18 protein-coding genes and 1 pseudogene are annotated in these 17,969 nt (G+C 71.5%); 6 read left to right on the top strand and 13 right to left on the bottom strand.

The annotated features are described in order from the left end of the window. The 5 genes and pseudogenes from AC2W7A_RS02515 to AC2W7A_RS02495 all read right to left on the bottom strand — a co-directional run. Window positions 1–240, bottom strand: a pseudogene (locus tag AC2W7A_RS02515) (c-type cytochrome biogenesis protein CcsB); the annotation flags it as partial. A 2-nt stretch (window positions 241–242) separates the two neighbouring features. Then, window positions 243–1,949 carry a cytochrome c biogenesis protein ResB gene (gene resB / locus AC2W7A_RS02510; RefSeq protein ID WP_485989955.1) on the bottom strand — a complete coding sequence of 569 codons (1,707 nt, stop codon included), beginning with the start codon at window positions 1,947–1,949 and terminating at the stop codon, window positions 243–245. Continuing rightward, window positions 1,895–2,653, bottom strand: coding sequence for a cytochrome c biogenesis CcdA family protein (locus AC2W7A_RS02505; RefSeq protein ID WP_485989954.1), 759 nt, complete (start codon window positions 2,651–2,653; stop codon window positions 1,895–1,897). The genes resB and AC2W7A_RS02505 overlap by 55 nt, the downstream gene beginning before the upstream one ends. Window positions 2,654–2,664: 11 nt before the next feature. Further along, the gene (locus tag AC2W7A_RS02500; protein ID WP_485989953.1) at window positions 2,665–3,279 is read right to left on the bottom strand and encodes a TlpA family protein disulfide reductase; all 615 of its coding nucleotides are present in this window, start codon (window positions 3,277–3,279) and stop codon (window positions 2,665–2,667) included. Between the two features lie 203 nt (window positions 3,280–3,482). After that, window positions 3,483–4,157 (bottom strand): histidine phosphatase family protein, encoded by a 675-nt coding sequence (locus AC2W7A_RS02495; RefSeq protein WP_485989952.1) that lies wholly within the window; start codon window positions 4,155–4,157, stop codon window positions 3,483–3,485. Between the two features lie 103 nt (window positions 4,158–4,260). Here AC2W7A_RS02495 and AC2W7A_RS02490 point away from each other — a divergent pair, with 103 nt between their 5' ends. After that, complete coding sequence (locus tag AC2W7A_RS02490; protein WP_485989951.1) at window positions 4,261–5,010, top strand: hypothetical protein; 750 nt, start codon at window positions 4,261–4,263, stop codon at window positions 5,008–5,010. Between the two features lie 17 nt (window positions 5,011–5,027). Here AC2W7A_RS02490 and AC2W7A_RS02485 read toward each other — a convergent pair whose 3' ends face one another. The 3 genes from AC2W7A_RS02485 to AC2W7A_RS02475 all read right to left on the bottom strand — a co-directional run bounded on the left by AC2W7A_RS02485 (window position 5,028) and on the right by AC2W7A_RS02475 (window position 6,984). Continuing rightward, complete coding sequence (locus AC2W7A_RS02485) at window positions 5,028–5,315, bottom strand: glutaredoxin family protein (RefSeq protein ID WP_485989950.1); 288 nt, start codon at window positions 5,313–5,315, stop codon at window positions 5,028–5,030. A gap of 111 nt (window positions 5,316–5,426) precedes the next feature. Continuing rightward, a complete protein-coding gene (locus tag AC2W7A_RS02480; RefSeq protein ID WP_003792170.1) occupies window positions 5,427–5,525 on the bottom strand; it encodes a 30S ribosomal protein bS22 in 99 nt (32 codons plus the stop codon). A gap of 208 nt (window positions 5,526–5,733) precedes the next feature. Next, window positions 5,734–6,984 carry an acetoin utilization protein AcuC gene (locus AC2W7A_RS02475; protein WP_485989949.1) on the bottom strand — a complete coding sequence of 417 codons (1,251 nt, stop codon included), beginning with the start codon at window positions 6,982–6,984 and terminating at the stop codon, window positions 5,734–5,736. Between the two features lie 243 nt (window positions 6,985–7,227). Between AC2W7A_RS02475 and AC2W7A_RS02470 the strand changes: the two genes are divergently transcribed. The 5 genes from AC2W7A_RS02470 to AC2W7A_RS02450 all read left to right on the top strand — a co-directional run bounded on the left by AC2W7A_RS02470 (window position 7,228) and on the right by AC2W7A_RS02450 (window position 10,702). Further along, window positions 7,228–8,613: a TrkH family potassium uptake protein gene (locus AC2W7A_RS02470; protein ID WP_485989957.1), complete on the top strand. Its 1,386-nt coding sequence runs from the start codon at window positions 7,228–7,230 to the stop codon at window positions 8,611–8,613. Next, window positions 8,606–9,280: a potassium channel family protein gene (locus AC2W7A_RS02465; protein ID WP_485989948.1), complete on the top strand. Its 675-nt coding sequence runs from the start codon at window positions 8,606–8,608 to the stop codon at window positions 9,278–9,280. Before AC2W7A_RS02470 ends, AC2W7A_RS02465 begins: the two co-directional genes overlap by 8 nt. Window positions 9,281–9,546: 266 nt before the next feature. After that, on the top strand, window positions 9,547–9,765 hold the full coding sequence (locus AC2W7A_RS02460; protein ID WP_485989947.1) for a hypothetical protein: 219 nt from the start codon (window positions 9,547–9,549) through the stop codon (window positions 9,763–9,765). Continuing rightward, complete coding sequence (locus tag AC2W7A_RS02455) at window positions 9,762–10,151, top strand: hypothetical protein (RefSeq protein ID WP_485989946.1); 390 nt, start codon at window positions 9,762–9,764, stop codon at window positions 10,149–10,151. Before AC2W7A_RS02460 ends, AC2W7A_RS02455 begins: the two co-directional genes overlap by 4 nt. Beyond that, entirely contained in the window at window positions 10,148–10,702 is a 555-nt protein-coding gene (locus tag AC2W7A_RS02450) for an S-layer homology domain-containing protein (protein ID WP_485989945.1), read from the top strand. Before AC2W7A_RS02455 ends, AC2W7A_RS02450 begins: the two co-directional genes overlap by 4 nt. A gap of 150 nt (window positions 10,703–10,852) precedes the next feature. Here the strand turns inward: AC2W7A_RS02450 and proC are convergent, their stop codons facing one another. The 5 genes from proC to AC2W7A_RS02425 form a co-directional block, all read right to left on the bottom strand. Next, on the bottom strand, window positions 10,853–11,701 hold the full coding sequence (proC, locus tag AC2W7A_RS02445; protein ID WP_485989944.1) for a pyrroline-5-carboxylate reductase: 849 nt from the start codon (window positions 11,699–11,701) through the stop codon (window positions 10,853–10,855). A 35-nt stretch (window positions 11,702–11,736) separates the two neighbouring features. Further along, the gene (locus AC2W7A_RS02440; protein WP_485989943.1) at window positions 11,737–12,606 is read right to left on the bottom strand and encodes a sugar phosphate isomerase/epimerase family protein; all 870 of its coding nucleotides are present in this window, start codon (window positions 12,604–12,606) and stop codon (window positions 11,737–11,739) included. A gap of 1 nt (window position 12,607) precedes the next feature. Beyond that, window positions 12,608–13,630, bottom strand: a complete 1,023-nt coding sequence (locus AC2W7A_RS02435) for a Ppx/GppA family phosphatase (RefSeq protein ID WP_485989942.1) — start codon at window positions 13,628–13,630, stop codon at window positions 12,608–12,610. Between the two features lie 5 nt (window positions 13,631–13,635). Continuing rightward, on the bottom strand, window positions 13,636–16,443 hold the full coding sequence (topA, locus tag AC2W7A_RS02430; RefSeq protein WP_485989956.1) for a type I DNA topoisomerase: 2,808 nt from the start codon (window positions 16,441–16,443) through the stop codon (window positions 13,636–13,638). Between the two features lie 565 nt (window positions 16,444–17,008). Further along, window positions 17,009–17,969: methyltransferase (locus AC2W7A_RS02425; protein WP_485989941.1), on the bottom strand; the 961-nt coding region annotated here is incomplete at its 5' end.

Raw genomic sequence — 17,969 nt, 5'->3', positions numbered from 1 at the left:
GGCTGGAGCCGGCGCCCCGTGTCCGCGGCGGACGCGGAGACCGCAGAGGGGCTGCGCGTGCCGGGCCAGGTCGCGCTCGGCGGCCAGCTGACCCTCGAGGCGCCGGATCGTGGTCGACGCGACCGCCATGTCAATGGCGAACACGATGAACGACGCCGCATAGACGAGCGCGGCGATGAGCATGAACAGGTCGCTGTACAGGGCGAGCTGCTCGTTGACGGGTGCCGTCGGGTTGAACACGGTCAGACTCCTGATCCGGGGCGGGGACGGAGTGCAGGCGCACCGCCGTCGTCGGTTCCATTGTCGCTCTCGGGGGCCGTCACCGGCCACATCTTCTCCATGGCGGTGCGCAGGGCCACGTTCTCCTCGCGCAGACCGCTGACCTCGCCGCGGGCGAGCAGTGCGTACTCGACGCGGGTGCGGCCGGACTCGTCCACGTCCGCACGGACCCAGACGCGGCGGCGGCGCACGAACAGGCTGACCGCCAGGCCGATCAGGGCGGTGGCGGCGAAGACGCCCACGCCCCACTTGCCCGGGTCGTAGTGCATGTCCAGGCCGACGTACCGGCGGACCCCGTCGAAGCTGATGGAGCCCTTGCCGTCCGGCAGCTCGTAGGTCTCTCCCTCGTCCAGGGTGATGCCGCCGTTCTCGTTCTGCCGGCTGTTCAGCTCGGTCAGGCGCTCGGTGTCCAGCACGTACACGTTCTGCGGGACGCCCTCGTCCAGGCCGAGGTCGCCGTAGTAGGAGTTCAGGATCAGCTGCGGCTTGAGCAGCTCCGGGTCCACGGAGACCGCCACGCCGTCCTCGCCCTCCACGGAGGCCGGCAGGAACAGGCCGACGAACCCGAGCTGGTCCGGCCTGGCGTCCGGGGCCTTCATCACGGCCAGGGAGGTGTACATCTGGTCCTGGACCCGGGTCACCACGGGGCCCTGGAACGCCACGTCCCCGTTCCCGTCCCGGATGGTCACCACGGGCGCGTAGCCGTTGCCCACGAGGTAGACGCGCACGCCGTCCACGTCCAGCGGCCGGTTGACCTTGAGGGTCTGCTCCTGCGGCTCGGCGCCGGGGCCCTCGCGGACCTCCATCCTCGCCGTGTAGTCCAGGGGCTGGCCGTAGTGGGTCTCGGACTGACGCTCGAACACGGCGTCGAAGGACTCGAGCTTCAGGGAGAACGGCTGCAGCTGCTCCGCCTTGAAGTAGGTGCCGGGGGTGAAGGAGTCGTAGGCCACCAGGTTGTTGGCGAAGCCCTCGCCCTCCACGATGATCTTCTGCCCCGTGTACTTGGTCATGCCACCGTAGGCCATGAACACGAGCACGCCGATCAGCGAGAAGTGGAAGACGATGTTGCCGATCTCCCGCAGGTAGCCGCGCTCGGCGGAGACGGACACGCCGCGTTCGTCCGTGCAGTCCGCCACCCGGTAGCGGCGCTTCTTCAGCCACGCCTTCGCCTGTGCCACGGCCTGCTCCGGCCCCGGGCCGGACTCCTCGAGCACCACCGTGCCGGACTCCGGCAGGCGGGACAGCCGCCGCGGGGTGCGCGGCGGCGGGGACTTCATGGCCTTCACGTGCTTGATCGCGCGCGGCACCACGCAGCCCACCAGGGAGATGAAGAGCAGCAGGTAGATCGCGGAGAACCACACCGACGTGTAGACGTCGAAGAACTGCAGGAAGTCCAGGATCGGGCCCCAGAACGGGTTGTCCTCGATCCACTGGTCCACGATCTCCGGGCCGGCCCGGCGCTGCGGCACCAGCGAGCCGGGCACGGCGGCCACGGCGAGCAGCAGCAGCAGCATCAGCGCGGTGCGCATGCTGGTGATCTGCGTCCAGGCCCAGCGCGCCATCTCCTTGGCGCCGAGCGTCGGCAGGGCCGCCTCGGACTTCTTCGCTCGGGTGCTCACAGGGGAAGTCTCACCTCGTTCTGGAACCAGGTCTGCAGCTGGAGGGTCCATGCGCTCCACAGTCCGGTCACCATGACCAGGCCGAGGACGATCAGCAGGACGCCGCCGAACACCTGCACGGCGCGGCGGTGGCGGCGGAAGAAGGCCAGGGCGGCCAGGCCGCGCTCCACGCCGAGGGCGATGAGGATGAACGGCAGGCCCAGGCCGAGGCAGTAGACGAACGCCAGCAGGGCACCGCGGCCGGCGGCACCGTCCGCGCCGGTGGTGGCCATGGCCAGGACGGCGGCGAGGGTGGGGCCGATGCAGGGCGCCCAGCCCAGGCCGAACGTCATGCCGAGCAGCGGTGCCCCCACGAGCCCGGCGGCGGGCTTCAGGTGCAGGCGGCGCTCGGTCTGGAGCCGGTCGAACCGGCCCAGGAAGACGACGCCGAGCAGGATCACGGCCACGCCCAGCAGGCGGGTCACCCACTCGCCGTCCCGCTGCAGCCAGAAGGCGATCTGCCCGAACATCACTCCGACCAGGACGAACACCACGGAGAAGCCGAGCACGAACAGCACGGCGCCGAGCACGAGGCGGCTGCGACGGCGGTCCTCCAGGCGCTCTCCCCCGAGCCCGGTCACGTAGCCGAGGTAGCCGGGCACCAGGGGCAGCACGCACGGGGACAGGAAGGACACGATGCCGGCCAGCAGCGCGATGGGCGCGGCGACCAGCAGGGACCCGTCCAGGACGGCCTCGGCGAAGGGGTTGTTCTGCATCGGCGCCGGCGTCACTGCCCCTGCTCGTCGACCACGGTCTTGAGCAGGGCGCGCAGGGTGCCCTCCTCCGCGGCGCCGAGCACGCGGGCGGACACCCGGCCCTCGGCGTCCAGCACGAGGGTGGAGGGCACGGCCTGCGGCGGCACGAAGTCGGACAGGGCGAGCAGCACGTCCCCGGAGAGGTCCTCCACGGACGGGTACGGGATCTCGAAGGAGCGCTCGAAGGCCTGCGCGGTGGTGGCGGTGTCCCGGACGTTCACACCGAGGAACCTCACGCCCTCCGGCTCGAACTGCTCGTGCAGCGCCACCAGGTGGGGTGCCTCGATCCGGCACGGTGCGCAGGCGGCGTACCAGAAGTTCAGCAGGGCGGGGGCGCCGCGCAGGGACTCGGCGGACACCTCGGTGCCGTCGAAGAGGGCGCCGGAGAACTCGACCGGCTCGGAGCGCTCGCCCTTCGCGTACTCGGCCACGGAGCCGTCTCCGGCGATGTAGTTCTTCCCGTCCGCGTTGCCGGCCTGGCCGGCCAGGACGTCGTCCCCGCCGCCGCAGGCGGCCAGCACGGGGGCGGCCGCGCCCAGGCCCAGGCCCGCCAGCAGGCGTCGACGGGTCAGACGGGACGCGGACATGGAGGAACCTCCTCGTCAAAGGCACGGGACAGCATCAGGGGTTCTGACCAGTCTAGTCTGCCCGGCCATCCTGACCGGAACCTGTAGGGGGTCACGACGACGGCACCCCGGCCCCGCCCGTCCCCTCGCCCCGGGCGGCGCGAGGGTGGCCAGAGGAGGTGCGGGCGTCGTCGGGAAGGAAAGGGGCGGGAGGAGGCGTGGTGTCAGGCGCCGGGGAGGTTGGCGGCCTGGGCGAGCAGGTGGGCGTTCGGCTCGTGGTACTCCACACGCGGCCTCTCGCGACCGGCCTCGAAGACGAGCGAGGTGACGGAGGTGAGGGTGCATTCGCGCTGACGCGGGTCGTGCATGAGGGGACGGCCCTCGGTGGCCAGGCGGGTCACCCAGATCGGCAGCTGGTGGGAGACCAGGATCGCCTCGGCGCCCGGGCCCAGGACGTCCACGGCCACGTCCCGCGAGCGCTGGACGACCTTCACCATGCGCTGCACCTGCTGGATGTATGGCTCACCCCAGGACGGGCGGGCCGGGTTGCGCAGCTTCGGCCACAGGCTCGGCGTGGACTTCAGGGTGGCGGCCACGTTCGACATGCCCTCGAAGTCGTTCTCCGCCTCGATCAGGTTCGGCTCGGTCTCCAGCTTCTTGCCGAAGGCGGCCGCGATGGGGGCGGCGGTCTGCTGCGCCCGCTCCAACGGGGAGGAGGCCACGACGGCCGGCTGGCGCTGCAGCCGGTTCGCGCGGTGCACGAACCACTCGGCCACGCCGTCGGCCATCTGCCGGCCCAGCTCGGACAGGCCGAAGCCCGGCAGCCGTCCGTAGAGGACCCGGTCCGGGTTGAAGACTTCACCGTGACGGACGAGATGCACCGTGGCCAGAACGCTCATGCCCCCAGTCTGTCAGAGACGGGACGGGGCCACAGGCACTAGCGTGGGAGGCCACAGGCCGCGTGACCGCGCGGACCGACGGCACCGACGGAAGGACACCGCCGTGAGCGAGAACAGGGACCGCCCCACCTACGGACAGGAGTACGGCGGCGGACACGAGTACGGGGGCGGGAGCACCGGCGCCCAGGGGGCCGGACAGGATGGCCAGGAGTACCGCGCAGGCTCCGAGTACGGCCGGAACCCCTACGGGGAGAACCCGTACGGCCGGCTGCAGGAACCGAACGGCGAGGCTCGGCCGCAGCAGTGGCAGCAGCCCGGGCAGCAGTGGGGCTCCGGCCAGCAGTGGCCGGGCGGGCCGATGCAGGAGCCGCGGCGCCCGACGTCCCTCACCGCCGCGTTCTGGCTGATCATCGCGGCGGCGGTCGTCATGGTGGGCTCGACCCTCATGGGTGCGTTCGCGATGACCACCCCGCAGGGCAGGGCCCTGATCGAGGATGCCGCGCAGCAGCAGATCGAGGCCTCCGGCGTCACCGGTGCCGAGGCGCAGCAGATGATGGACATGACCATCTCCATGCTGCCCGGAGTCATGATCGCCCTCGCCCTGGTGGCGCTCGCCCTCTATCTGCTCGTCGCGTTCACGATCCGGTCCGGCTCCCGCGCCGCGCGCGTGGTCGGCACGGTGCTCGCCGCGCTGTCCGTGCTCCTGCTGCTGGTGAGTGTCCTCAGCGGTGCCGTGGGCCTGGAGGTCGTGTGGGTCCTGCTCGGCGTGGCCGGCATCGTGATGGCCTACCGTCCGGACGCCACGGAGTACATGCGTCAGCGGGCCTGGGCCAAGACGATGCGGACGAGGTGAGGTGACCCGCGCCGGGTTCAGGCCGCGGTGAGCATGCGCTCCAGCCGGACCGGGTCCACCCGCCAGAAGTCCCGCTGGACGCCGTCCACGAACAGCACCGGGATCTCCTCCGCGTGCCGCTCGAGCAGCTCCGGGTGCTCGGCGCCGTCCAGGAGCTCATAGGGTTCCCCCACCCGGCCGCAGACCTCCGCGACCGTCTCCACGGCCGCCGCGCACAGGTGGCAGCCCTCCTTGACCAAGAGCTGGACGCGAGGGCGCGAGGCGGAGGCGGGGGCGGGGGCCGTCGTCGGGGTCCGGGAATCCATGCGCACCACCCTACGGGCACGGCGGAGGGCGCCCCGCCGAATTCCCCCGGACACAGCGAGGCCGCCGTCCCGGACGGGACGGCGGCCTCGCATCTGCTCAGGGAGCAGGCGTCACTTCTTGTTGCGACGCTGGTGGCGGGTCTTGCGAAGCAGCTTGCGGTGCTTCTTCTTCGCCATGCGCTTGCGGCGCTTCTTGATCACAGAACCCATGGGGTCTCCTCATGTCGGGGGGTGAAGGTCGGCGGGGTCATTCGGACCGCACCGGGCCGCCGGAGCGGCAGGGCCGACCCGCATTCCACCGGGTGTGGAACGCTGGAAACGTTCCCGGCCACAATACCGGGCACGCGTGCGTGGCGCGAATCCGCGCGGAACGGGGGCCGCGGGACGACGCGTGCCGGCCGATGCGGCCGGCAGGCCCTCAGTCGAACCAGGGGTCGAGCCCGTGGTACGGGAAGAGCTCCTTGCGGGTGGCCATGATGGCCTGGTCCACGGGGTCGGACGGGTCGTAGCCGACCTCCCAGGACCGCCACCAGACGTCCGCGCCCTCGCCCATGGTGGCGGGGATGCGCCCCTCCTCGTCCTCAGGGTCCAGGGACATGTCCCCGGTGAGGTCGTCCGCGGTGAGGGCCTTCACGTGGTCCACCCACTCCTGCGGGATCTCGGCCTTGACGGGGATCGGTGTGTCCAGCACCACAGCCGTCAGGTGGGCCCATGCGCGCGGCACCACCTTGAGCGGGTTGTATCCGCCGCCGCCCGTGGCGATCCACCGGCCCTCGCAGAACTGGTCCGCCCAGTCCGCGAGGTCGAAGGCGAGCTGACGCTGGCCGTCCACGGTCAGGCGCAGGTCAGCCAGTGGGTCGGCGTGGTGGGAGTCGCAGCCGTGCTGGGTCACGAGCACCTGGGGGGCGAAGGCGCGCAGCAGCTGCGGCACCGTGGCATGGGTGGCGCGCAGGAAGCCCGCGTCTCCGGTGCGGGCCGGCACCGCCACGTTCGCCGCGGACCCCAGGGCGTCCGGGCCGCCGACCTCGTTGGCGAAGCCGGTGCCCGGAAACAGCGCGAAGCCGGTCTCGTGGATCGAGACGGTGAGCACCCGAGGGTCGTTGTAGAAGATCGACTGGGTGCCGTCGCCGTGGTGGGCGTCCACGTCCACGTAGGCCACGCGCTCGGCGCCGAGGTCCAGCAGACGCTGGATGGCCACGGCGCAGTCGTTGTAGATGCAGAAGCCGGCGGCGGACTTTCGGGAGGCGTGGTGCATGCCGCCGGAGAAGTTCACGGCCCGCCTGACCTCGCCGGACCACACCGCCTCTGCCGCGGCGAGTGTGCCGCCGGCGATGCGGGCGGCGGACTCGTGCAGGTCCGGGAAGATCGGGCAGTCGTCCGAGCCCAGGCCATGGGCCTCGTCCTCCGCGGCCTCCGTGGAGGCCGCCTTCACGGCCGCGATGTACTCCGGCTCGTGGACGAGCTGCAGCTGCTCGTCCGTGGCCACGGGCGGCTCGATGATCCGCACATCCTCGCCCAAGAGCAGGTCGAAGGACTCGATCAGACGGTGGGTCAGGTCAAGGCGGAGCGGGGCCATCGGGTGCTCGGCGCTGAAGCGGTACTTCAGCAGGTCCGAGTGCCAGACGACAGCTGCCGGCTGGGTGCTGCGGGGTGAAGACGTGGCGCTCATCACTGCCAGCCTACGACTGCGTGACCCCTGCCACGGCACAGGGGTCGCACATGACGCGTACATGACACGGCGGCAACACGCGCCGGACCGCATTCCCACGCGCGTCCACAGCATCTCCCCCGGTAGCCTGTGGACCCATGGCCCCCGCCCGTCCACGCCGCCTCCCCATGGCGGTGCACCGCTCGGCACCGCGCCCCCCGCCCGCGGTCGCGCCGCCGCCCCGAGCCGTGGAACTCGTCCTCGCTGGAGTCCGGCCGCGGCGTACGCGCAGTGGTCCGGCGCACCTCGCACTCGGTGAAGCACCTGGCCGGGTCCTCCCCGGCCCGGACCGCACTGACCGCGTTCGCCCTCGTGGGCGGGTTCTTCACCGTGCTGCTGACCCTGCCGTTTGCGGCGCGGGACGGCCACCACACCCCGTTGCACGACGCCATGTTCACGGCCGTCTCCGCCGTGTCCGTGACGGGGCTGACCACCGTGAACACCGCGGAGCACTGGTCCACGCTCGGGCACGTGATCATCCTGGTCGCCATTCAGATCGGCGGCCTGGGGATCCTCTCCATGGCCTCCCTGCTGACCCTGGCCGTCTCCCGGCACCTCGGCGTCCGCTCGAAGCTGCTGACGCAGGAGGGCGGCATGACCACGGGCAACGTCGGCGAGGTCGGCAAGCTGCTGCGCGTGGTGGTGGTGACGGTGCTGACCGCGGAGCTGATCCTCACCGTGCTCATGGCGCCGCGGTTCATCGCCGAGGCCGGATCCGTGGGCCGGGGCCTGTGGCATGCGGTGTTCTACGCCGTCAGCGCGTTCAACAACGCCGGTTTCAGCCTGCACCCGGACGGGCTCGAGTCGTTCGCGCACGAGCCGTACCTGCTCACCCTGATCGCCGTGGGCGTGTTCGTGGGCGCCCTCGGCTTCCCGGTGGTGCTGGTGCTCATGCAGAAGGGCTGGCGCTACAGTCAGTGGAACCTGCACACCAAGATCACCGTGGAGGTCACGCTGATCCTCCTGGTCCTGGGCGCCGTGTTCATCTGGGTCTTCGAGCACACGAACCCGAACACGCTGGCGTCCATGAACGGCGGCGAGCAGATCGGGCAGTCCCTGTTCGCCTCGGTGATGACCCGTTCGGGCGGGTTCTCGGTGATCGACGTCAACGCCCAGACCTCGGAGACCCTGCTGCTCACCGATGCGCTGATGTTCGTGGGCGGCGGCTCGGCGTCCACGGCCGGCGGCATCAAGGTGACCACGCTGGCCGTGATGTTTCTGGCGATCGTGGCCGAGGCCCGCGGTGACAAGGAGGTCACCGTCCACGGCCGCACGATCGCCTCGGAGACCCTGCGCGTCGCGATCGCCGTGCTCGCCCTCGGCGCCACCCTCGTCCTGGTGGCCACCCTCGTGGTGCTGGCCATGACCACGGAGCAGCTGCAGCGCCCCCTGTTCGAGGTGATCTCCGCGTTCGCCACCTGCGGCCTGTCCACCGGCCTGTCCGCGGAGCTGCCGCCGGCGGGCGTCTACGTGCTGACGGCCATGATGTTCGCCGGCCGCGTCGGTACGATTACCTTCGCCGCGGCCCTGGCCCTGCGCCAGCGCCGCGTGCTCTACCGCTACCCCGTCGAGAGGCCGATCCTTGGCTGACCAGCAGCGCAACGACCCCAACGCCCCCGTGCTCGTGATCGGCCTGGGCCGCTTCGGTGCGGCCACCGCGCAGGAGCTGGTGACGCAGGGCCGTGAGGTCCTGGCGGTCGAGAAGGACCCGGTGCTCGTGCAGAAGTGGGCGTCCACGCTGACCCATGTGGTGGAGGCGGACGCCACGGACGCGGAGGCGCTGCGTCAGCTCGGTGCGGAGGACTTCTCCGCCGCGGTGGTGGGCGTGGGCACGTCCATCGAGTCCTCGGTGCTGATCACCGTGAACCTGGTGGACCTGGAGATCCCGCACATCTGGGTCAAGGCGATCACCTCGGCACACGGCAAGATCCTGCGCCGCATCGGCGCGAACCACATCATCTTCCCGGAGTTCGACGCCGGCGTCCGCGCCGCGCACCTGGTCAACGGGCGCATGCTGGACTTCATCGAGTTCGACGACGACTTCGCGATCGTGAAGATGCACCCGCCGACGGAGACCGTGGGCTTCACCCTGGCCGAGTCGGACGTGCGCAAGAAGTACGGCGTGACGATCGTGGGCGTGAAGACCCCCGGCGAGGAGTTCACCTACGCCCAGCCGGACACCAAGGTCGGCCCCCGGGACACCCTGATCGTCTCCGGCCACACGGACCTGATCGAGCGCTTCGCCGCGCGGCCCTGAGTCCGCCGCGGAGCTGATCACGCCCGGCTCGGCGCCTCCCGCTGAGACGGGCCGCCCTCCGCTCCGGCCTCGCTGCCTCCCGGCCGCGCCCCGGCTTCCCGACGACGGCCCCTCACCATCCACACCCGCCCCACCTGCTTGTGCGCTCACCGGCCACCCCGCGCCTGGTGCACCCTGGGGCTTCGCCCGCCTCTTATTGCAAACGCTTCTCCTTATTACTACTGTGTGGCCGCCATCGTCACGCTGAGAATGAGATGAGGAACGCGATGCACACGAGAGGTACGGGACCCCGCGTCCTGACCACGGGCCTGACCGCCGCCGCCCTGCTGCTGTCCGGGCTGACGGCCGCGCCCGCCGCCACCGCCGCCGAGGGACGGGTGGTGCTCGAGCCCGGTCACATCGACGCCCCGAAGGTGTTCTGGGAGGACGGAGGCTTCGCACTGAAGGCCTCCGCCGGGACGTCCACCGGCTCCACGACGCCGTGAGCTGGCTGCACCCGAACGTCTACGCCTCCAACTACTTCGGCACCGAGCAGTACTACGCCGAGCACGTGGGCGAGGACGCCCCGGCCCTCCACGCCCCCGGTCGGGTGAACCGCTCCACCGACTCCGTCACCCTGAAGGTCAACCGCTCGGCCTTCACCCAGCGCACCGAGGGCATGGACCTGAGCCAGTACCCGGGCCTCGGAGACATCTTCTACCTGCTGCCGCAGACGCACAAGAGCTCGCTGGTGTGGCCCGGCTTCTCCACCGAGCACCTGGACCGCACCCGGTTCCCGGACGGCTTGGGCGTGGAGCTGCAGACCGTCTCCGCCCCGGCCGGGCCAAGTGGTGGGCGAGCCTCACCTCGGGCCTGGGCAAGACCGCCGTGATCGCCTCGCATGACGCCGGCGTCTCCCGTCTTGAGCTGCCCGGCCCGGTGCACATGCACAACAACTGGGTGTTCAGCACCCCCGGCCGCTATGTGATCCGCATGCGCGCGGCGGGCGAGGGCGCCTCCGGCACCGCCGTGCAGACCCCGTGGCGGGACGTGACGTTCGTGGTGGAGGCTGACCCGAACCGCACCCCGGATTTCACGGACAATGCCCCGGAGTCCTACGCCTACCAGGCGGTGCGGTGGATGCAGCTGCAGGGCTTCTCGGTCGGCTACAAGGACGGCAGCTTCGGCAAGCGCCGCGACATCAGCCGCGGCGAGTCCCTGGCCATGATCCACCGCTACCTGCACCCGAAGCCGGTGCCGCTGACGGAGGACCCCTTCACCGACGTCCCCGTGGACGGCTCGTTCGCCCAGGTCATCGCCTGGGCCACGGAGAACCGCATCACCGGCGGCTACAAGGACGGCACGTTCCGCCCGGACCGCACCATCTCCCGCGTGGAGGTGGCGATCATGCTCCACCGCTTCGCCCGCTCGCTGGACGGCTGAACCGGCCACGGTCGGTGAGGCCCGTGCTTCCCGACGACGGCCCCTCACCGCTGCGCCCCCGTCGCCACATCCCATGGCGACGGGGGCGCTGCGTTCTCTTGGGGGCAGCCGTTCCCGTTTCGTCAGCGAAAACGCCCGGGGGCGGTGGGGTCAGGCGCGGAACTCCTCGGCCATCTCCCTGTCCCGGGCGGCGGCGGCGTCCATCGCGCGGTTCACGAGGTCGCCCATGCCGCCGTCGATGAAGGTGGAGACGGCCTTCTCGGTGGTGCCGTTCGGGCTCATCACGGCCTTGCGCAGGTCCTCGGCCTTGGCGCCGTCCTGCTGGAGCATGATGCCGGCGCCCTTGACGGTGGCGGCGGCCATGGCTTCGGCGGCCTCGGCGTCCAGGCCCATCTCGGCGCCGTGGGCGGCGATCAGCTCGGCCAGCAGGAACACGTAGGCCGGGGCGGAGCCGGCGGTGGCCACCACGGCGGAGAGCTGGTCCTCCTCCACCGGCACCACCAGGCCGGAGCCCTCGAAGAGCGCCCGCACGGCGGCGGACTGCTCGGCGGTGACGGTCGGACCGTCAGCCACGCCCACCACGCCGGAGCCCACGGTCAGCGGGGTGTTCGGCATGGTGCGCACGATCGGCTGGCCCTCCGGCAGCACGGCCGCCATGGTGGCGGAGGTGACGCCGGCGGCCACGGACACCACCACGGTCTCCGGGCGCAGGGAGGCGGCGAGGTCCTTGAGCGTGGCGACCATGTCCTTCGGCTTCACGCCCACCATCACGATGTCCGCCTCGGCGACGGCGGCGTGGTTGGCGCGCTCGTCCTGCTCCTGCGAGGTCACGGTGACCCCGTGCTTCGCGGCGGCCTTCTCGGCGGAGGCTGCGGAGCGGGTGGTGGCCACGACGTTCCGCGCCGGCACCCCCTGCTCCAGCATGCCGGCCAGGATCGCACCGGTCATGGTGCCGAGTCCGAGGATGGCGATGCGCGAGTCGGTGGGGGTCTGGGTCATGGGGAGGATGCTCCTTCGAGGGATCGTGGTCTCGTTCAGGCGGTCGGTGCGCCGGCGGCGAGGTGATCGCGGGCGAACGCCAGGGAGGCGGCGAGCTTCCCCTCGCGCTGCCCTGCGTACTCGACGCCGCGGGTGCCGACCTCCACACACACGCTACCGGCCAGGCCCACGCGTGCAAGGTGGCGCAGGGACTCGGCCACCGCCTGGGTGCCCTCACCGGGGACGAGGTGGTCGTCCTTGGGGCTGTCGTTGCCGTCGGTGAGGTGGATGTGCCGTACCCGGTCCCCCAGCTGCCGCAGCGCGTCCAGGGAGTCGGCGCGGGCGATCGCCGCATGGGAGAAGTCCCAGCAGACGTGCTCGTAGCCGCGCGGGATCGGGTCCCAGTGCGGCAGGTACATCTTGGCCTCGCGCCCATAGGCGCGCCACGGGTACATGTTCTCCACGGCGATGATCACGCCGGTGTCCGCCATGATCTCCTGGATGCCCTCGGCGAAGCCGGAGGCGTAGGTTCCCTGCCAGCGGAACGGCGGGTGGGCCACCACCACGCCGGCGCCCACGTCGTTCGCCAGCTGCGCGGCGCGCCGGATCTTGGACCAGGCGGTCCCCCACACCTGCTGCGTGAACAGCAGGGTCGGGGCGTGGATCGAGTCGATCCGCTGACCGTGGCGCTCGGAGAGCTTCACCAGGCGGTCCGCATCCCGGCTGAAGGCGTTGTGGGTGACCATCACCTCCACGCCGTCGTAGCCGAGGTCCTCGGCCATGGCAAACACGTCCTGCGTCCCCAGTGGGAACACGGACGAGGAGGACAGGGTGACGGGGATGTCCGCCCCGAACCGCCGCGGCAGGGCGAGGGCACCCCCGGAGGGCGAGCGGCCGTCGTCGGGAAGGCGTTCGTAAGTCTCCATGTCAGCGGTCCTCCTGGACCAGCCCGGGCAGCAGGGCGTCCGGGTTGAGGTTGACGTGTCCGACGCCGGGACGGCCGTCGGCGGTCAGGTGGCCTTCGAGCATGAGCGCGTCGAGGCGGTTGAGGATGAGTCCCTCGCGCAGGGCCCACGGGCAGATGGTCAGCTCCGCCACACCGAAGGTGCGCATCGCTGCCAGGGCCACCATCGCACCGGCCAGCACCTGGGGTGCACGCACCTCGGAGACGCCCGGCAGCTCCGCGCGGTCCTCGGCCGGCATGGCGGCGAGGCGGTTGACCCACAGCTGCAGGTCGTCCGCCCGCAGGGTGCGGCGCACGAAGGGGCCCGCCGCGGACGGGGCGGCGCCGGTGAGGCGGGCCAGGGAGCGGAAGGTCTTGGACGTGGCGGTGACGCAGAGCGGTCCCTTGATGGTCGGGAACTGCGCGTACGCCTCCTCGAGCTGAGCCGCGATGTGCTTGCGCAGCTTCTTCACCGACTTCGGGGAGGGCGGGTCGTCCGGGAGCCGGTCCCGGGTGAGGCGGCCAGCGCCCAGCGGCAGGGACAGCGCCTGGGTGGGCAGCTCGTCCTCGCCGTAGGCGATCTCGAAGGAGCCGCCGCCGATGTCGAAGTTCAGGATCGAGCCGACGCCCCAGCCGTGCCAGCGGCGCACCGCGAAGTACGTCATGGCGGCCTCCTGGTCCCCGGAGAGCTCGGCGAGCTGCACCGAGGTCTCCTCTCGGACGCGGGCGAGGACCTCGGCGCCGTTGGCGGCCTCGCGGATGGCCGAGGTGCAGAAGGTGATCATGTCCTCTGCCTCGTGCTCCTCCGCGAAGTCACAGCACTCCCGGATGAACCCGATGAGCTCGTCCTGGCCCTCGGCGCCGATCGCGCCGTCCTCGTCCAGGAACTGGATCAGGGGCAGGGACCGCTTGTGGTCCGCGTAGGGCACGGGGCGGGCGCCCGGATGGGCGTCAACCAGCAGCAGATGGACCGTGTTGGAGCCGATGTCCAGGACTCCGAGGCGCACGGGCGTCAGGCCTTCTTCTTGGCGGTGGTGGAGCGCTTGGCCGAGGCCTTGCGGGCGGCCGGCTTCTTCGCCGTGGTCTTCTTCGCGCCGCCGCGGGTGGCGGGGCCCTTCGCCCGCTTGTCCGCCAGCAGCTGGTAGGCCTCCTCGGCGGTGAGCTGCTCCGGGTCTCTGCCGCGCGGCACGGTGATGTTCGTCTGGCCGTCCGTCACGTAGGGGCCGAAGCGGCCGTCCTTGACCACGACCTTCTTCCCGGACACCGGGTCCTCGCCGAACTCGGCCAGCGGCGGCTTCGCGGCGCCGCGGCCGCGCTGCTTGGGCTGGGCGTAGATCTCGAGGGCCTCCTCCAGGGTGATGGAGAAGATCTGCTCCTCGGACTGCAGCGAGCGGGAGTCCGCGCCCTTCTTCAGGTACGGGCCGAAGCGGCCGTTCTGGGCGGTGATCTGCTGGCCCTCGGCGTCGGCGCCCACCACGCGGGGCAGGGACATCAGCTGCAGCGCCTGTTCCAGCGTGACGGTGTCCAGGTCCATGGACGTGAAGAGGGAGCCGGTGCGCGGCTTCTCCTTCTTCGGCTTCTTCTTCGGCTTGGGCTTGCCGTTCTTGTAGTACTCGGTGGGCTGGGCGTCCATCCAGGCCTGCACCTGCTCCTCGGTCATCTCCGGGATGACCTCGGTGACATAGGGGCCGTAGCGGCCGTCCTTGGCCACGATGTCCCGGCCGGACTCGGGGTCCTGGCCGAGCACGCGCTCGGAGGGCTTGGCAGTGGCGAACAGCTCCTCGGCCTTGGCGGCGGTGAGCTCGTCCGGGGCCAGCTCCTCCGGGACGTTGGCGCGCGGCGGGGTGGTGCCGGGCTCGGCGTCCGCCGGGAGCGGCTTCTCCAGGTAGGGGCCGTACTGGCCCACGCGCAGGGTGATCTCGTCCGTGACGGGCAGGGAGTTCACCGCACGGGCGTCGATGTCCCCGAGGTTCTCCACGATGTTCCGCAGGCCCTCGTCCCCGTTCTCGGCGCCGAAGTAGAAGGTCTGCAGCCATGCCTCGCGGGCCAGTTCGCCGGCGGCGATGCGGTCCAGGTCGTCCTCCATGCGAGCCGTGAAGTCGTAGTCCACGTACTGGCCGAAGTAGTCCTCCAGCAGGCCGATCACGGAGAACGCCGTCCAGGACGGCACCAGGGCGTTGCCGCGCTTGGTCACGTAGCCGCGGTCCATGATCGTGGAGATCGTGGGGGCGAAGGTGGACGGGCGGCCGATCTCGCGGCGCTCCAGCTCGGCCACGATCGAAGCCTCGGTGTAGCGGGCCGGCGGGGTGGTCTCGTGGCCGGTGGGCTCCACGGGGTCGCCGGTGAGGGTGTCGCCCTGGGAGAGCTCGGGCAGGCGGCGGCCCATGGAGTCCTTGGACTCGTCCTCGGTCCCGGCGTCCTTGCCCTCCTCGTAGGCGTCCAGGAAGCCCTTGAAGGTGATGACGGTGCCGGAGGCGGAGAAGCCGGCCACCCGGCCGTCGGCGGCAGAGGCGGAGAAGCGCAGGGTGGCGGTGTAGCCCTTGGCGTCGGCCATCTGGGAGGCCACGGTGCGCTTCCAGATCAGCTCGTAGAGGCGGAACTCGTCCGGGCGCAGCTCGTCCTTCACCTGGGCCGGGGTGCGGAAGGAGTCTCCGGCGGGACGGATGGCCTCGTGGGCCTCCTGCGCGGACTCGTTGCGCTTGGCATAGGCGCGGGGCTTCTCTGGCACGGAGGCGCCGCCGTAGAGCTCGGTGGCCTGGCGGCGGGCCGCGTTGACGGCCTCCTGGGACAGGTTGACCGAGTCGGTACGCATGTAGGTGATGTAGCCGTTCTCGTACAGGCGCTGGGCGACCTGCATGGACACGCGCGAGGACATCCGCAGCTTGCGGGAGGCCTCCTGCTGGAGCGTGGAGGTGGTGAACGGCGCGGCCGGGCGTCGGGTGTACGGCTTGTCCTCCACCGCGTCCACGGTGAAGGAGGCGCCGGCGAGGCCCTTCGCCAGCGAGCCGGCGGCCTCCTCGTCCAGGTGGGTGACCTTCTTGCCGGCGGAGGCCTTGAGCGCGCCGGTGTCGTCGAAGTCGCGGCCGGTGGCCACGCGGACGCCGTCCACGGTGGCCAGGCGGGCGGTGAAGTCCGCGCCCACGGCGGCGGAGGCGGCGGCGCCCTCGTTGACCGTGAAGGTGCCCTCCACGCCCCAGTACTGCGCGGCCACGAACGCCATGCGCTCGCGCTCGCGCTCCACCACCAGGCGGGTGGCCACGGACTGCACGCGGCCGGCGGACAGGCCGCGGGAGACCTTGCGCCACAGCACCGGGGAGAGCTCGTAGCCGAAGAGGCGGTCCAGGATGCGGCGGGTCTCCTGGGCGTCTACGAGGGCGGTGTCCAGCTCGCGGATGTTCTCCAGGCCGCGGGCGATGCCCTCCTTGGTGATCTCACCGAAGGTCATGCGATACACGGGGACCTTGGGCTTGAGCGTCTGCAGCAGGTGCCACGCGATGGCCTCGCCCTCGCGATCGGCATCGGTCGCGAGGTAGAGCGCGTCCGCGTCCTTGAGCGCGCGCTTGAGCTCGGTGACCTTCTTCTTCTTGTCCGGGTACACCACGTAGTAGGGCTCGAAGCCGTTCTCCGTGTCCACGGCGAACTTGCCGAAGGGGCCCTTCTTCATGTCCGCGGGCAGGTCGGAGGGCTTGGGGAGGTCGCGGATGTGGCCCACGGAGGAGTCCACCACCCAGCCGTCGCCGAGGTACTTGGCGATCGACTTGCTCTTGGCGGGCGACTCCACGATGACGAGCTTCTTGCCCGCGGGCACGGTGCTCGTCACGGCGGCGGTGGTTCGGGCCACGGAAACATCTCCTTGCAGGTGGCGCGGCGTCGGCCGCGCTGGGTCGGTGCGGTGCGGGGGCGAGGGTGCCCCATCGTAGGACCAGTGCCCCACACTAACCGGAAGTCTGTGGACGACGTCCACGGGCGGAGCTCAGTGGAGTCCCGGCCGGGGGCCGTCAGGGGGTCTCGTGGGCCTCCACCAGGAACCCGTCCTCGTAGAGCTCCCGGACCGCCACCAGCAGGGCAGTCTGGGCCCGGTCGTCCAGCTCCAGGAGCGCCCCGAGCGCACCGACGATCTGCCCGACCGCCAGCTCCCCGTCGCTCGCGGCGAGCAGGCCGGCGGTGGCCGTGTCGAGGCGGGCGGTGCGGCGGAACCCGGAGCCCTGACGGGCCAGGATGACTTCCGGATGCTCCGCCCCGAACCGCTGATGCCGCTCCTCCGTGACGTCCGCGGCGACCTTCAGGTGCAGCGAGCGCAGGGTCGCGAGGCCGGGTCTGACCCGGCCTGCTTCACGACGCCGGCACCCTTGCCGCCGTCGGCGGCCTCACCCTGGCCGCTGGCGTCACCGGCAGCCCCCGTGGCTCCGCCGGGCGGCGAGCCGGTCCCGGCGGGCGATCGCGGCGGCCCAGGCACCGCCGATCGCATCGTCGATGGGCTGTGTCAGCTCCTCGGTGTGGGTCCAGGAGCCGCCCTGACCGCCGTCCTCAACGGCGCGGCGCAGCCACACGTGGCCGAACCCGACCCCTGCGACACCGCGGGCGGTGAAGTCCGCGAGGTACTGGGCGTAGCGGCGCTGGTACTGCTCCGGGTCCAGCTGGAGCGAGGAGTCCTGCAGCCACGTCTCGGCGTAGGCAGCGGCGTCCTGCACGTCGCGCTGGACGATCCACGCCTGCACGGGGACGTCGCGGCCCTCGGCCTCGGCTGCGGCCGCAGTCCCCTCGGCGACCCAGCGCCGGGGCCGGGCGTCCCAGGGCGTTGCGGAGGATGCGGCGCCGTCTGCGGCGGAGGCGACCGGGCCGTCGTCGTGCACCGTGGTGGACTCGGCCGCACCTGCGGGGATCTCCCAGTTGGCGAGCATCTGCGCGGTGCCGCCGGGGTTCAGGTGCGCGGGCACGGCGGCCACGAACTCGGCGACGAGCCGGTCCCCCTCGCGGCCGCCGTCCCGGTAGACCATCACCGGGGCGTCCGGGTCCGTGCGCGGGGTGATCACGAACGGCGGGTTGGACACGATCATGTCGAAGCGGCGGCCGGCCACCGGCTCGAGCATGTCCCCGGTGAGCAGCTCCACCCGTTCCTCGGGGTGCTCACGGTCCAGGCCGAGCACGTCCGCGTTGAGCAGCAGGTTGAAGGCCGTGAACTCCAGGCAGCGCGGCGCCAGGTCCGTGGCGGTCACGTGCCGGGCGTGGGCGAGCAGGTGCAGGGTCTGGATGCCGCAGCGGCGCCGAGGTCCAGGGCCTGTCCACCGCGCGGCGCTGGAGCGGCCCCGGCCAGGGTGAGCGAGGCCGCGGCCGACGCCGAGGACG

It is taken from the genome of Micrococcus sp. LASM2_SD2, assembly GCF_057364565.1.
Note: the sequence above shows the minus strand (reverse complement) of the source record. Positions and strands in the feature narration are given on the sequence as shown.

Bases quoted from the DNA above. Each gene is read 5' to 3' on its own strand.
- resB (WP_485989955.1), bottom strand. From the start codon at position 1,949: ATGGACCCTCCAGCTGCAGACCTGGTTCCAGAACGAGGTGAGACTTCC.
- AC2W7A_RS02505 (WP_485989954.1), bottom strand. From the start codon at position 2,653: ATGCAGAACAACCCCTTCGCCGAGGCCGTCCTGGACGGGTCCCTGCTG.
- AC2W7A_RS02500 (WP_485989953.1), bottom strand. From the start codon at position 3,279: ATGTCCGCGTCCCGTCTGACCCGTCGACGCCTGCTGGCGGGCCTGGGC.
- AC2W7A_RS02495 (WP_485989952.1), bottom strand. From the start codon at position 4,157: ATGAGCGTTCTGGCCACGGTGCATCTCGTCCGTCACGGTGAAGTCTTC.
- AC2W7A_RS02485 (WP_485989950.1), bottom strand. From the start codon at position 5,315: ATGGATTCCCGGACCCCGACGACGGCCCCCGCCCCCGCCTCCGCCTCG.
- AC2W7A_RS02480 (WP_003792170.1), bottom strand. From the start codon at position 5,525: ATGGGTTCTGTGATCAAGAAGCGCCGCAAGCGCATGGCGAAGAAGAAG.
- AC2W7A_RS02475 (WP_485989949.1), bottom strand. From the start codon at position 6,984: ATGAGCGCCACGTCTTCACCCCGCAGCACCCAGCCGGCAGCTGTCGTC.
- AC2W7A_RS02460 (WP_485989947.1), top strand. From the start codon at position 9,547: ATGCACACGAGAGGTACGGGACCCCGCGTCCTGACCACGGGCCTGACC.
- proC (WP_485989944.1), bottom strand. From the start codon at position 11,701: ATGACCCAGACCCCCACCGACTCGCGCATCGCCATCCTCGGACTCGGC.
- AC2W7A_RS02440 (WP_485989943.1), bottom strand. From the start codon at position 12,606: ATGGAGACTTACGAACGCCTTCCCGACGACGGCCGCTCGCCCTCCGGG.